We start from the raw sequence: 13530 nt of genomic DNA, 5'->3' as shown, positions 1-13530 counted from the left end.
CCCACGATGAACAGCCCCCTGATCTCCACCACCGAACTCCAGCACCTGCTGCGCGAGCGCGGCGACCGCGTGCTGATCGTCGACGCCGGCTTCGACCTGGCCGACCCGTCGGCCGGCGAGCGCGCCCACGCCCAGGCCCGCCTGCCCGGCGCGGTCTACCTGCACCTCGACCGCGACCTCTCGGCGCCGCGCACCGGCCGCAACGGCCGCCACCCGCTGCCCGACCGCGAGGCCTTCGCGGCCCGGCTGGCCGCGATCGGCGCCGGGCCGGCATCGACCGTCGTGGCCTACGACGCCAGCGGCGGCATGTACGCCGCGCGCCTGTGGTGGATGCTGCGCTGGGTGGGCCATGCCGATGTGCAGGTGCTCGACGGCGGCCTGGCGGCCTGGCGAGCCGCCGGCGGTGAACTGGTGCAGGGCGTGGCCGAGGCGCGTGCGCCGGGGCGCCTGCAGGCGCTGGCCCCGCTGGTGATCGCGGTCGACCACGACAAGCTGCGTGCCGCGTTGGGGCAGGGTTGGCCGCTCATCGTCGACGCGCGCGCAACCGACCGCTTCCGCGGCGAGAACGAGACGCTCGATCCGGTGGGCGGCCGCATCCCCGGGGCCGTCAACCGCTTCTTCCGCGACAACCTCGCGGCCGACGGCCGCTTCAAGCCGGCCGGGCAACTGCGCGACGAATGGCAGGCCGTGCTCGGCGGGCGCGCGGCGGCCGACGTGGTGCAGCAGTGCGGCTCGGGCGTCACCGCCTGCCACAACCTGCTGGCGCTGGAGGTGGCGGGTCTGGGCTCGTCCGTGCTGTACCCCGGCTCGTGGAGCGAGTGGTGCGCCCAGCCCGGGGCGCCGGTGGCAGTGGGCTGACGCCGCGTCAGCATTCGCTGGCCAGCCGCGGCACTGGTCGCGCGCTCGCGTTGAAGGTGTCGAGCGCGGTGGCACGCGCGGGCCTCAGGTCCACGCAGCCGCGGCCCTGTCGCAGGCGCAGGCCATCGGCCATCGCCTGCTCGGTGAGGCGCTGATCGGTGCCCAGCGCCCGGGCCAGGCGCGCGTCGGCATCGGGCCTGGCCGGCAGCCGCGCATCCTGGCGCGCCAGGGCCGCGGGGGAGGGCGGCTCGACCGTGCGGCGCAGCCGCAGGTCCAGCGGCTGTGACGCGGGCGGCGACGGCGGCACCGCCACTGCATCGTGCGCGGCGGCTGACGCGGTAGGCAGCGTGATGGCCTGGGCCACCGGCTCGTGGGCCGGCTCGGCCGATGGGCGGGCCGCGGTCGCCCGAGTGGCCGTGGCGGCGGGGCGGGGCGGCACGATGCGCTGCGGCGTGCGGTCCTGTGCTGCGGCGGCTGGACGGTCTGGTGGGTCGGCCGCCCGGGACGGCGGCGGCGGCCACCACCACACGATCGCTGGCGGCGTGCGAGGGGACGCCTCGGCCGAGGCGGGGGCCGGGCGGAACGGTGCAGGCCGGCGCATGGCGTCCATCAGCAAGCCCGCCAGGCCGGCATGTCCCAGCACCACCGCGGCCAGCACGGCACCCCGCCTGCGCGAGGCCCTCACGGGGCCGGCCCGCCGTCGTCGGGTCGGTACTCCAGCAGGTCGCCGGGCTGGCACTGCAGTACCTGGCAGATGCGCTCGAGGGTGTCGAAGCGCACGCCCCGCACCTTGCCGCTCTTGAGCAGCGAGATGTTCTGCTCGGTGATGCCCACGGCCGCCGCCAGTTCGCGCGAGCGCATCTTGCGCCGCGCGAGCATGACGTCGAGGTTCACGACGATGGCCATGTTCAGGCGTTGCCCAGCGGCTCAGACGAAGCCGTCGTTCTCTTCGGCCAGGCGCACCGCCTCGGCCATCACGGTGGCGATGGCCAGCAGCACCGCGCCGCCCAGGATGGCCACGTAGTCGTTCCACGACAGCTCGATGACCAGCAGGCGCTGTCCGGGCGGGTTGCCCAGCGTCAGGGCCACGCCGACCCAGGCACGCTGCAAGGGCGCCAGCAGGGCGGACGCGAGCATGCCCCACGCGAATCGCCGCAGGTGCCGGTGTGCTATGGCGCCGAACACGCGGCCCTGTGCGTATTCGCCGAACAGTTCCCACAAGTGCCACAGCGCGAACAGGCCGAGCGCGATGGCTGGCAGCGAGCCCACGGCGCCCAGCAGCAGGGCGCGGTCGTCGACCACCAGCGGGTGGCTGCCCAGGCCGGCGATGGCCGCGCCCTTGGCGTTCACCCAGTCGGGCGACAACCAGAACATCGGCGGCACGGTGCACAGCACCGCCGCCCCGATCGCCGTGAGCACGCGCACCACGCGGGTCAGCGTGGTCAGTCCTTGGGGCAGCGCAGTCATGGTGTGAATCAACAAAAATTCAATATAAAACGATAATTAATGATCGTCAAGGATCATTGCACCGCTCCGTCCGGCGTCCGGCGTCCGGCGTCCGGCGTCCGGCCGAACGCCGGCTCGTCTGGCGGCGGGAAGGGCCGATGGCAGGGCGGCACTTGGCCGCGCGACCTGTCCGGGGGCGGCTCAGTGCCCAGACGGCAGCCGCACCCGGGCGCGCCAGCGCAGCGGCCGGGTGGCGGTGGGGGCAGTGGGCACCGAGGCTGCCATGGCCAGCGCGACCACCTGCTCGTCCTGCAGCCCCAGGGCCTCGGGTGCGGTGACCAGGATGCGCAGCAAGGGGGCCAGGGCCAGGGCCAGGTCCAGGGCGTCGCGCAGCGACGGATCGGCCCGATGGCCGTCGACCACCACCAGCAGCGCCTCGCGCTGAGCCAGCCGCTGCAGCAGGCGAGGCAGCGGCAACTCGGCCGCGTCGTCGCCCAACGGGTCGTCGGCACCGTCGGACTCCACGGCGGGGCCTGCCGAGCGGTGCGGCATCGGCGCAGGCAGCAGCGCCGATGCCTCGAACTGCCACACGCCCCCCTGCAGCCGGTGGCGCCATGGCGCCGACACGTGGTGCGCCTGTCGGCGCAGCAGCCGCGGGTCGGTCCCGGTCAGCGTGACGAGCCGATGCGTGCGCCAGGCCTCGGCCACCGAGGCCTGCCAGGCGTCGTGCGGTGGCGCCTTCACGGGGCGGTGGGCCTGCGGCCAGGGTCTCGGCCCGTGGCCCGGGCCCATCGGCAGGCTGTCGCTCGGCAGCCCATCGTCGACCACCTGCACCCGCGGCACGAATCGGTAGCCCCGGCGTGCCACGGTGGAGATCACGTCGCGCCCCAGCAGCTTGCGCAGGGCCCACACCTGCACCTGCAGATTGTTCGGCTCCACCGCCAGGCCGGGCCACACCCGTTCGTAGAGTTCGTCGGTGGTGACCACGCGGTCGCAGCACTCGACCAGGGCCTGCAGGAGGTCGAAGCCACGGCCGCCGATCGGTACATCCTGGCCGTCGCGGAGCAGTCGGCGCTCGGCCGGGCGCAGTTCGAAGACGCCGAATCGATGGCAGCGGATCATGGGCATGGTGTCTGGGATGCGGCCCGAGCGAGCCAGTCGCGACCGCAGGTCGGGATGGCAGCATGCGGCGCCCGGTCGAGGTGGCACAAGCGGGTGCGTTCACCTTAAATGATTTTTAACGCCGCGCGGGCCGGGAGCCACCGCCACATGCGCTCCAATCCGTCCCGAATTTGCCGGCTTTGCCGTCTTCTTGGTGACGCCCGCGCTGTCCGCTGTCTGGGAACATGCCGGTAGCCAGCGCGGCGCCCCGGCGCCGGCCCAGCCATCCCGCTCCACCGCCACCGCCACCGACCCGTCCACCGCCCCATGCGCGAACCACAGCAAGCCTGGCACGATACCCTCTCCGAGACGCCCGAGCAGGTCCGCCGCCAGGTCTTCGATCGCATCGATCCCGCCGCGGAAGCCCATGCCGACGAGTTCTACACGGCGCTGCTGGCGCACAGTGAGGCCAGCAAGGTGCTGGACCACGAACTCGTCAACCGCCGCCTGCGGGCCTCGATGGCCCAGTGGCTGCGCGGGCTGTTCTCGGGCGAAATGTCGGTCGGGGACATCGTCGCCCGCCAGCAGCACATCGGCGAGGTGCATGCGCGCATCGGTGTGCCGATCGACCTGGTGGCTGCGGCCGCGCGCGTGCTCAAGCGCGCCATCACGCGCGAACTGTGCGATGGCGACCTGGCCCGCGACCAGCTGGCGCTGGCCATCCAGTACGTGCACGAACTGATCGACCTGGCCATCGACGCGATGAACACGGCCTACACGTCCAACGCCCACCGCATGGCGCGCTCGGACGAGGCCTATCGCCTGTTCTTCCTCAGCCAGGACATGAAGGCCGAGCGCGAGCGGCAGAAGTCGCAACTGCTCGAGTGGGCGCACCAGATCCTCGTGCGCTACTACTGGGATGTGCAGGCCGATGCCTCGCACGGTGTGGTCGTCGGCCTCGGCAGTTCGCAGTTCGGCCTGTGGCTCGACCACAAGGCCTCGATGCTGTTCGAGGGCGCACCCGAGATCGGCCGCATCCAGCGGTCCGTCGCCCACATCGAGACCGACCTGCTGCCGCGGTTGAAGGATGCCCGCGGCAGCCATGACGAGGCCCGCGCGGTGATCGGCAGGATCAACCAGCAGGTCGACGAGATCAAGGCCTTGCTCGGCTCCATGTTCGACCGCTTCATCGAGGCCGAGGATGGGCGCGACAACGTCACCCGCCTGCTCAACCGGCGCTACGTGGCGTCGGTGATGCGACACGAGATCGCCGTGTCGCAGCGCCAGGACACCGGCTTCGCGGTGTTGACCATCGACATCGACCACTTTGCCCGCATCGTGCAGACGCTGGGCCTCGAATCCAGCGACGTGGTGCTGTCCCAGGTGGCCGAGGCGCTGCTGGACAGCGTGCGCGCGGGCGACTTCGTCTTCCGCATCGGCGACGACCAGTTCCTGGTGCTGCTGGTCGAGGTGACCCCGGACGCAGTGATGGCCGTGGCCGACGGACTGCGCCAGCGCATCGGCTCGACGCCGTTGCGCGTCGGCGGCCAGGCCAGCACCACCATCACCGTGAGCATCGGGGTGGCGATGTTCGATGGCCATCCCGATTACCAGCGCCTGCTCGACCGCGCCGACGAGGCCCTCCGACAGGCCAAGGCAGGCGGCCGCGACCGCTGCGTGCAGGCCGTCTGAGCTGCTGAACGGCCAGCGCACACCCCCCCTGTTCCCGGGGTTGCCAGGCACCCCCGGTCCAGGGGTTCATCCCGCGGCTGGGCGGGTCACACCCGAGGTTACGAACCGTAACATGGACTTGTGAACAGCTTCAGCCATCGCCGTCTCGTCCGCACCTGCTGGCTCGCCCTTGTGGCGATGCTGTCCCTGGTGCTGCTGCCGGTGATGTCCGAAGCCTGGGCGGCGTCGGCACCTTCGACCGACGCGCCGCAGGGCACGATGGCAGCCGAACCCGTGCGCGAGGCCGACCTCGGCTTTGCCTACGACGCATTCGCCGCCGGCGCCATCGTCGACCAGGGCATCGTTGACGGGCCTGTCGACGACGACATGCTCGGCCTCGAGGACGAGGCCGTCCTGGACTGCCTGCCCTGTGCGGTGCCCGCCGCGCTCCCTGCGGCCCAGCCGGCGCACCTCCCGACCCCGGGCTTGCGCGAAGTGCAGGTGCCATGGCCCGAAGGCCTGCAGCAACCGACCTGGGGCGCGCGCCACTGGCCTGCCGCGTGGTCGCGGGGCCCACCGCCTGAGCCCTGATCTGCGCGCGCCATGCGCGCCGCCCCCGGGCAGCGCGTCCGTCGCCTAGCCCACGGGGCCCACGACCCGTCCAACGGCCACCGCGATCGAGCGGTGAGCGCCGCCGGCATGGCTCGCCCCTGTCTCATCGATTTCCCCATGCGACGGATTGCCGCAGCTCACCGCGGCAGGCCTTCGCCAAGACACATCAACCTCGCCCAAAGTCATGACCCCGAGCCCCGAATCCCTTCGATCCGCTGCGCCCCCATGGGCCGCGTGGGCACTGCGACGGCGGCCTGCCGCGGCCGCGAAACCCTTCACTTTGCATGGCATGCCAGAGAGGCACGCCGACGCTGTATCAGGCCGCCGCGTGGCTGCTCTGTGTGCACGGCCCGTTCAGGTTCTGCTGGTAGAGCCGGCGCCCCGACCCGTTGAAAACGGTCGCGCGATGCGCCCCTGGCCCCTGTCGACACGCCCCTGTGAAGGGGCGGTGCGCTGCGCTCCTGCGACGATTGGTCACACCGGAACCCGTGTTGAAGTTGACGGGAATGCCGTTACGCTTGCACACGTCGGTAGCAGACGTTTCGCGGCCTGTGCGTGTCCAGTCCTGGACCCCGCCAAGTGGTTGAGGCGCGCGCACTTCGATGCTCATCGCTGGGAGGCGATTGTGGCTTCGGGCCCAGTTCACCAGACTGGATCTGAATCAAGCAATCCGTGTCGATGCGAGCATGAGCTTCCATCATCAAACAGGACAGATCGAAAGGATCCGCCGTGCACCACAGACCACCGAGCATCCGCATGCTGGCATCAATAGCCGCATCGCTGCTCATCGTGAGCACCCAGGCCGACGCCGGCGCGCTCGGCACATCCCTGCTCGGCAATGCAAAGTGGACGTCGCCCCGCAACGACCACCGCGAAGGGCAGATCATCGTCAAGTTCAAGGACGGTGTGGCCGATTCGGTGCGCGACGCGAAGCACTCGAACGAGGGCAACGTCAAGCTGCAGGAGATCCGCCGTTCCAAGGTCCACCATGTGTGGGCCTCGCCGGACAAGACCCTGGCCGAGTCGCTGGCCGCCTACAAGGCCGACCCCAACGTCGCCTCGGCCGAAGCCAACTTCAAGGTCAAGTTGCAGCTCACGCCTAACGAGCCCGGCTTCGCCTCGACGATGTGGAACCTGGACAACCCGGGCGTTGGCGCGCTCGGCCCCAACGGCAAGCTCGGTGCCGACATCAAGGCGCTCAACGCCTGGAACCTGTCCACCGGCAGCCCCAACGCCGTGGTCATGGTGATCGATTCGGGCGTCGACTACGAGCACTTCGACCTCGCTGCCAACATGTGGGTGAACCCGGGCGAGATCCCGGGCAACGGCATCGACGACGACGGCAACGGCTACGTCGACGACATCAACGGCATCGACACCTGGAACGGTGACTCGCTGCCGATGGACGACTACTTCCACGGCACCCACGTCGCTGGCACCCTGGGCGCGGTGGGCAACAACAGCCTGGGCGTGGTCGGTGTCAACTGGAACGTCAAGATCATCGCCTGCAAGGCCTTCGACGCCAACGGCGACGGCAATGCCGCCTCGATCCTGGCCTGCCTCGAGTACGCCCGCGACCTGAAGTACAACCGCGGCGTCAACCTCGTCGCCATCAACGCCAGCTTCGGCGGCCTGAACCAGTACTCGCAGATCCTGCGCGACGCGCTCGACGCGCAACGCGACATCCTGTTCGTGGCGGCCGCCGGCAACGACGGCCTGAACAACGACGTCGAGCAGTTCTTCCCGGCCAACTACGACGCGCCCAACCTGCTGTCGGTGGCCGCCACCGACCGCTACGACGAGAAGCCCGTGTTCTCGCACTACGGCCGGCGTTCGGTGCACATCGGCGCGCCGGGCCAGGAGATCGTCAGCACCTACACCTTCCCGAAGCACAGCTACGCCACGTCCAACGGCACGTCGATGGCGGCCCCGCACGTCACCGGCCTGGCAGCCCTGCTGAAGGCACAAGACCCGACGCGCGACTGGCGCACCATCAAGAACCTGATCCTGGCCGGTGGCGAGGTCATCCCCTCGATGACCGGCAAGACCATCAGCGGCCGCCGCGTCGATGCGTTCGGCGCGATGAGCTGCGTCAACCGCCCGCTGTTCTCGGTGGCCCGCCTGCCGGTCGGCTTCACCGTCGGTGTGCCCGCCAAGCTGCAGGCCCTGAGCATCAACTGCGGCACGCCCGTCGGCCCGGTCACCGCCGTCACGTCGGCCGGTCAGGCCATGACGCTGCTGGACGACGGCCTTGGCGCCGACCTGGCCGCTGGCGACGGCCTGTACTCGGTCAGCTTCACGCCGACCGCGGCCTTCACTTCCATCACCTTCACGTCGCCCAACGGCACCGAAGTCGTCGCGGCGGTCGATCTGTCGCTGACCGCCGTCACCGGCCCAGCCAGTGCCGTGCGCGGTGACCTGATCGCAGCGTCTGCCACCGTGGCCAACACCACCAGCACCGCGGCGCCCGAGTCGGTCGTCAACTTCTACCTGTCCACCGACGCGATCATCACCACCGCCGACACCCTGATCGGCTCGGCCATCGCACCGGCCATCGTTCCCGGCGGCACGCAAGTCGTCGCGGTCACCGGCACCGTGCCGGCCTCGCTGACGGCGGGCACCTACTACATCGGCGCCATCGTCGACCCCGCCAACACGGTGGACGAAGGCGACGAAGCCAACAACACGCGCGCCGGCAACCTCGTCAACGTCACCAACATCCCGGTCGACCTGACGCTCACCGCCCTGGCCGGCCCGGCCACCGGCAACACCGGCCGTGCCGTCACCTTCACGGCGACGCTGGCCAACCAGGGCGCCACTGTGGCCCCGGCCTCGACGGTGAACTTCTACCTGTCCGCCGACAACGTGATCACGACCACCGACGTGCTGGTCACCACCGTGCAGGTGCCGGCCCTGGCCGCCGGTGCCTCGACGCTGCTGACCGTGCCGACCACGATCCCTGTCACGCTGCCGCCGGGCGTGTACTACATCGGCGCCATCGCCGATGCGGCCGGCAACATCGTTGAGTCGAACGAGCTGAACAACACGCGCGCCTCCGCCACGACGATCACCACGTCGACGCTGTCGGTCGACCTCAACTTCACCGGCATGTCGAACCCGAGCACGGCCACGGACGGCGCGTCGGTGACGCTCAACACCACGCTGAAGAACTCCGGCACCACGGTGGCCCCGACGCCCAAGGTGCGCTGGTACCTGTCGCTCAACAACACGCTGAGCGCTGACGACTTCGTGGTGGGCGAGACCACCACCACCAACCTGAACGCCAACTCGTCGCGCACCGTCAGCCGCGCCGGCGCGATCCCGGCCACCATCCCGACCGGCCTGTACTACGTCATCGCCCAGGCCGATCCGGACAACGCGCTGGTCGAGTTCAACGAAGCCAACAACATCCGCGTCGGCACCACCCGCCTGCAGGTGAACTGGCGTCCTGACCTGGTGATCACCGCCATCACCAGCAGCAGCACGGCGTTGGCCACTGGGCAGACGGTCACCTTCACCGGTACTCTGAAGAACCAGGGCCTGGCCGCCATCAGCGCACCGATCAACGTGGGCATCTACGCCTCGACCGACACGATCATCGGTACCGGCGACCGCCTGATCGGCACCGTCGCGGTGCCGTCCATCGCGGCCGGTGCCTCGGTGCCCTTCACGGTGACCACCCAGTTGCGCACGAACATGCCGTCCGGCAACTACACCCTTGGTGCCTTTGCCGACTACGACCGTGTTCGTCCGGAGTCGAACGAGAACAACAATGGCCTGGCAGGCAGCGCGATCTCGATCGTCTACGGACCTGACTTCGTGATCTCGGCGGTGGCCGCCCCGGCCACCATCACCCGCGGTCAGTCGGCCACCTTCACGGCCACCCTGCTCAACCAGGGGGTGGGCGGCTTCGGCACCACGGCCAACCAGGGCAACGACGGCACGCCGAACCCGACGTCCTTCACCGTGGGCATCTACCTGTCGAGCAACTCGACCATCACCGCCAACGACCGCCGCCTCGGCACGGCCACCGTCACCGCCATCTCCGCCGGCCAGTCGATCCCGCTGTCGGTGACCGTCACGGTGCCGACGGGCGTGTCGCCCGGCACCTACTACATCGGCGCCATCGCCGACGACGGCCGGGTGGTGCGTGAGCCGGTCGAGGTGAACAACGCCACGGCAGGCAACACCACGCTGGTGCAGTAAGCCAGCACGTCATCGACGCGTCCCGACGGCAGGCCCCTGGCCTGCACGACGGGGCCTTCGAGACCAGGGCCGATCCGAAAGGGTCGGCCCTTTTTTCATGCCCGGCTCGGAGGGTCGTGGCCGCGGCCTCGACGCCCGCCCGCCGGCCGGCCGGCCCTTGGCGGCCGATCGCGGGCACCCTGCGGCAAGAAGGCTCGTTGAACGGGCGCATTTCGCGGGTTTGCCGTTCAAGCGAATCCGGCAGGATGCCGATATGAAGCCAGGCCATGCCCCCGCAGGGCTCGCCGGCCACGGGTCGGCGGGATGTTCCGCTGCCGCCCCCGTGCCGGCGGCGGATCTCCGCAGCCTGCGCTGACCTGTTGCCACCATCGCCCAACCAACCCAAAGAAGCGACACCATGCCCAACCGATCCATGCGGCTGTCCACACGACTGTTCCTTGCCTTCGGCGCGATCGTGCTGCTGGCGATGTTGTCGAGCGGGATCGCCCTGTTCAAGCTGCAGGCCATCCAGGCCAACCTCGACGACATCGTCAACGACAACAACGTGAAGGTGCACTTGAACACGGAGATGTCGGAGGCCCTGCACATCGTCACGCGGGTGATGCGCACGGTGGCGCTGCTGACCGACGATGCGCAGCGCGCTGAACAGCGCAAGAAGTTCGCCGACATGCGCGCGGTGTACGACAAGGCCCGGGCGGAGCTCGAGAAGTTCCCGGCCAGTGAGGCCGGCAAGGCCAAGCGGGCGGCGGTCGACGAGGCGGCCCGCAAGGCGCGGCCCTTGAACGACAAGTTCCTCGAACTGGATCTCGCGGGCAAGGAAGCCGATGCTGTGGCTCTGCTGATGAAGGAGGCCGCACCGGCCACCGAAGCCTGGCAGAAGGCGATCGACGAGAACCTCGCGCTGCAGGCCAAGAACAGCGACGAGCAGTACCACGCAGCTCAAGCCTCCTATGCCGCGGCGCGCAACCTGCTGATCGGCGCGGCGCTGGTGACGGCGCTCGTGGCCGCGGGCCTGGCGCTGTTGGTGGTGCGCAGCCTGGTGCGTGAACTGGGCGGCGAACCGTCCGACGTGGCCGCATTGGCGCGGTCGATCGCCGATTCCGACCTCAGCACCCACATCCACGTGCTGCCCGGCGACACCGGCAGCGTGGTGGCCGCGATGGCGCGCATGCAGGCCTCGCTGTCCGGCATCGTCGGCAACGTGCGCGGCAATGCCGAGGGCGTGGCCACCGCCAGCGCCCAGATCGCGCAGGGCAACACAGACCTCAGCCAGCGCACCGAAGAGCAGGCCAGCGCGCTGCAGCAGACGGCCGCCACCATGGACGAACTGGGCGCCACCGTGCGCAACAACGCCGACGGTGCCAAGCAGGCCAACCAGCTGGCGCTGGGCGCCTCGGAAGTGGCCGCCAAGGGCGGTGCCGTGGTCGGCCAGGTGGTCGAGACCATGAAGGGCATCAACGACAGCGCCCGCAAGATCACCGACATCATCAACGTCATCGACGGCATCGCCTTCCAGACCAACATCCTGGCGCTGAACGCCGCGGTCGAGGCCGCGCGCGCCGGTGAGCAGGGCCGCGGCTTCGCGGTGGTGGCGGCCGAGGTGCGCACGCTGGCCCAGCGCAGCGCCGAAGCAGCCAAGGAGATCAAGTCACTGATCACCAGCAGCGGCGAGCAGGTCGAGAAGGGCACCGCACTGGTCAGCGAGGCCGGGCGCACGATGGAAGAGATCGTCGGTGCGATCAAGCGCGTCACCGACATGGTGGCCGAGATCAGCGCAGCCAGTGCCGAGCAGAGTGCCGGCGTCGGCCAGGTTGGCCAGGCCGTGTCGCAGATGGACCAGGTGACCCAGCAGAACGCCGCGCTGGTGGAAGAAAGCGCTGCCGCCGCAGAGAGCCTGAAGCAGCAGGCCCAGCAACTGGTTCAGGCGGTGTCGGTGTTCCGCCTCGTCCAGGGTGCCGCACTGGCCCACGAACCGGCGCCCCGCCGCGCACCCGAGCGCGCCGCCCCGGTGGCGCGACCCAAGCCGGCGGCCCCCCGCGCCACGGAATCGGCAGCCAAGCCCCGCGCCGCCGAACCGGCCGCGCAGGCAGACCACGGCACCGACTGGGAAACCTTCTGATCGGTCACTGCACCAGCACGGTCACCGAGGCGCGCTCTGCACCGTCCTGCCCATCGCTCTGGATGCGCAGGGTGACCGTGGTCGAGGCCCAGCGCAGGCCGCGGCCGCGGCTGTCGATCATCATGCTGGGCAGGCCGCTGGCCCAGGCCATCGAATCGACCAGTTCTCCCGCAGGGATCAAGGCGCCGCGCGCGTCCAACAGGCTGTCGATCTCGAGGCCGACGGAGCCGGGCGCGTGCAGCCGCACACCGCGCAGGGCCGGCGCCGCCACCCCCTGGATGACCAGGTAGGCGATCTCCCTGCAGTGGTCTGCAACAGCCTCGGCCGGGCCCCCCGGGGGTGCGAAGCGAAGCATCCACTCCTGTTGCCGGCGTGCCGGGTCGGTGCCCGCCACGGGCACCGCGCGGGCCTGCATCACCCATGCCAGCGCGGCCTTGGCCATCGGTTCCGGCCCCGCGGTCATGCCACGGGTTCGAGGTAGTCGACCACCTCGCCACTGCGGTGGCGCACGCGCAGGCTCAGGCCTTGGCCGGTGGGCTCGGGGCCGTGCAGGATGCAGCCGCCCTGGGCCGTCAGGTCGGCGGCCAGCTCGAGCAGGCCCCTCACTTCGAGCACCATCGATGCGCCGCGCAGGTGGTCTGGCAGGTCGTCGTGGCAGCCGACGATCTCGAGGTTGCCCAGGTCGCAGATGGCCAGGCCCTGGCCCGCATGGCGGGTGATCCTGGCGTTCGCGCCGCTGCCGAAGCGGTGGGCCTTTGCCACGGCCGTGTCGAAGCTGGCCAGCGGGATGAAATGTCGGTACTTGATGCCGAGGATCTTCAGTCGTGTGGACATGCTGCGCGGTCGCTGGCCTTTCAGGATCGATCGGGTCGCCACGGCGGGCTGGCCGATCCGGCCGCGAGCGACAGGCGCCACCATAGGCAGGCCGCGCTGAATAGTCCTTTAGACCTGAACGGACTGGGGTACGGCCCGGGGGCTTGCGGCACACTGCTAGCCTTCGCAACCTCCACCCGCCACCGCATGGCCAAGAAGGACAGGCATGTCAGCGAAACGCCCGCGACGCAGCAACTGCGCGCCGCCGGCGTCGAGTTCACCGAGCATGTGTACGACTACGTCGAACACGGCGGCACCGCCGAGTCGGCACGGCAGCTGGGCTGGCCCGAGCACGCAGTGGTCAAGACGCTGGTGATGCAGAACGAGCGCGCCGAGCCGCTCATCGTGCTGATGCACGGCGACCGCCAGGTCAGCACCAAGAACCTGGCGCGGGCCATCGGCGCCAAGGCGGTGGAGCCCTGCAAGCCGGACGTTGCCCAGCGCCACAGCGGCTACCTGGTCGGCGGCACCTCGCCCTTCGGCACGCGCAAGGCCATGCCGGTGTACGTGGAGCAGGGCGTGATGGCGCTGGAGCGCATCCTCGTCAACGGCGGCCGTCGCGGCTACCTGGTGGGCATCGCACCGCAGGTGCTGGTGCAGCACCTCGGCGCGCAGCCGGTGAGCTGCGCCATCTGAGCGCCCCA

12 protein-coding genes are annotated in these 13530 nt (G+C 70.2%); 6 read left to right on the top strand and 6 right to left on the bottom strand.

All coding sequences use genetic code 11. From position 1 onward, the window contains the following. Positions 1-6: 6 nt before the first annotated feature. Positions 7-858: a sulfurtransferase gene (locus EOINJALH_RS11680; RefSeq protein ID WP_088280530.1), complete on the top strand. Its 852-nt coding sequence runs from the start codon at positions 7-9 to the stop codon at positions 856-858. Between the two features lie 7 nt (positions 859-865). On the opposite strand, the gene EOINJALH_RS31170 is transcribed toward EOINJALH_RS11680, so the two are convergent. From EOINJALH_RS31170 to EOINJALH_RS11660, 4 genes are all read right to left on the bottom strand, one after another. After that, positions 866-1297, bottom strand: a complete 432-nt coding sequence (locus EOINJALH_RS31170) for a hypothetical protein (RefSeq protein ID WP_144289986.1) — start codon at positions 1295-1297, stop codon at positions 866-868. A 242-nt stretch (positions 1298-1539) separates the two neighbouring features. Further along, positions 1540-1764, bottom strand: coding sequence for a helix-turn-helix transcriptional regulator (locus EOINJALH_RS11670; protein ID WP_088280528.1), 225 nt, complete (start codon positions 1762-1764; stop codon positions 1540-1542). Between the two features lie 21 nt (positions 1765-1785). Beyond that, complete coding sequence (locus tag EOINJALH_RS11665; protein ID WP_088280527.1) at positions 1786-2325, bottom strand: DUF2975 domain-containing protein; 540 nt, start codon at positions 2323-2325, stop codon at positions 1786-1788. 180 nt (positions 2326-2505) lie between these two features. After that, on the bottom strand, positions 2506-3432 hold the full coding sequence (locus tag EOINJALH_RS11660; RefSeq protein ID WP_088280526.1) for a winged helix-turn-helix domain-containing protein: 927 nt from the start codon (positions 3430-3432) through the stop codon (positions 2506-2508). A gap of 300 nt (positions 3433-3732) precedes the next feature. Here EOINJALH_RS11660 and EOINJALH_RS11655 point away from each other — a divergent pair, with 300 nt between their 5' ends. From EOINJALH_RS11655 to EOINJALH_RS33320, 4 genes are all read left to right on the top strand, one after another. Continuing rightward, positions 3733-5097 (top strand): GGDEF domain-containing protein, encoded by a 1365-nt coding sequence (locus tag EOINJALH_RS11655; RefSeq protein WP_088280525.1) that lies wholly within the window; start codon positions 3733-3735, stop codon positions 5095-5097. Positions 5098-5217: 120 nt separating this feature from the next. Next, entirely contained in the window at positions 5218-5667 is a 450-nt protein-coding gene (locus EOINJALH_RS11650; protein ID WP_144289985.1) for a hypothetical protein, read from the top strand. A gap of 777 nt (positions 5668-6444) precedes the next feature. After that, positions 6445-9894 carry a CARDB domain-containing protein gene (locus EOINJALH_RS11645; RefSeq protein ID WP_088280523.1) on the top strand — a complete coding sequence of 1150 codons (3450 nt, stop codon included), beginning with the start codon at positions 6445-6447 and terminating at the stop codon, positions 9892-9894. A gap of 397 nt (positions 9895-10291) precedes the next feature. Then, a complete protein-coding gene (locus EOINJALH_RS33320) occupies positions 10292-12013 on the top strand; it encodes a methyl-accepting chemotaxis protein (RefSeq protein ID WP_310732303.1) in 1722 nt (573 codons plus the stop codon). A gap of 4 nt (positions 12014-12017) precedes the next feature. Here EOINJALH_RS33320 and EOINJALH_RS11635 read toward each other — a convergent pair whose 3' ends face one another. Together EOINJALH_RS11635 and EOINJALH_RS11630 are read right to left on the bottom strand one after the other, a co-directional pair. Next, positions 12018-12476 (bottom strand): hypothetical protein, encoded by a 459-nt coding sequence (locus tag EOINJALH_RS11635; protein ID WP_088280522.1) that lies wholly within the window; start codon positions 12474-12476, stop codon positions 12018-12020. Then, entirely contained in the window at positions 12473-12847 is a 375-nt protein-coding gene (locus EOINJALH_RS11630) for a hypothetical protein (protein ID WP_144289984.1), read from the bottom strand. Before EOINJALH_RS11630 ends, EOINJALH_RS11635 begins: the two co-directional genes overlap by 4 nt. Positions 12848-13033: 186 nt before the next feature. Here EOINJALH_RS11630 and ybaK point away from each other — a divergent pair, with 186 nt between their 5' ends. Further along, entirely contained in the window at positions 13034-13522 is a 489-nt protein-coding gene (gene ybaK / locus EOINJALH_RS11625) for a Cys-tRNA(Pro) deacylase (protein ID WP_088280520.1), read from the top strand. Positions 13523-13530 lie beyond the last annotated feature (8 nt).

Origin of the sequence: Ideonella sp. A 288 (assembly GCF_002198735.1) — a bacterium.
Classification (GTDB): Bacteria; Pseudomonadota; Gammaproteobacteria; order Burkholderiales; family Burkholderiaceae_C; genus Pseudaquabacterium.
This window is presented reverse-complemented; position numbering and strand designations above follow the sequence as displayed.

Bases quoted from the DNA above. Each gene is read 5' to 3' on its own strand.
- EOINJALH_RS11680 (WP_088280530.1), top strand. From the start codon at position 7: ATGAACAGCCCCCTGATCTCCACCACCGAACTCCAGCACCTGCTGCGC.
- EOINJALH_RS11670 (WP_088280528.1), bottom strand. From the start codon at position 1,764: ATGGCCATCGTCGTGAACCTCGACGTCATGCTCGCGCGGCGCAAGATG.
- EOINJALH_RS11665 (WP_088280527.1), bottom strand. From the start codon at position 2,325: ATGACTGCGCTGCCCCAAGGACTGACCACGCTGACCCGCGTGGTGCGC.
- EOINJALH_RS11660 (WP_088280526.1), bottom strand. From the start codon at position 3,432: ATGCCCATGATCCGCTGCCATCGATTCGGCGTCTTCGAACTGCGCCCG.
- EOINJALH_RS11655 (WP_088280525.1), top strand. From the start codon at position 3,733: ATGCGCGAACCACAGCAAGCCTGGCACGATACCCTCTCCGAGACGCCC.
- EOINJALH_RS11645 (WP_088280523.1), top strand. From the start codon at position 6,445: ATGCTGGCATCAATAGCCGCATCGCTGCTCATCGTGAGCACCCAGGCC.
- EOINJALH_RS33320 (WP_310732303.1), top strand. From the start codon at position 10,292: ATGCCCAACCGATCCATGCGGCTGTCCACACGACTGTTCCTTGCCTTC.
- EOINJALH_RS11635 (WP_088280522.1), bottom strand. From the start codon at position 12,476: ATGACCGCGGGGCCGGAACCGATGGCCAAGGCCGCGCTGGCATGGGTG.
- EOINJALH_RS11630 (WP_144289984.1), bottom strand. From the start codon at position 12,847: ATGTCCACACGACTGAAGATCCTCGGCATCAAGTACCGACATTTCATC.
- ybaK (WP_088280520.1), top strand. From the start codon at position 13,034: ATGGCCAAGAAGGACAGGCATGTCAGCGAAACGCCCGCGACGCAGCAA.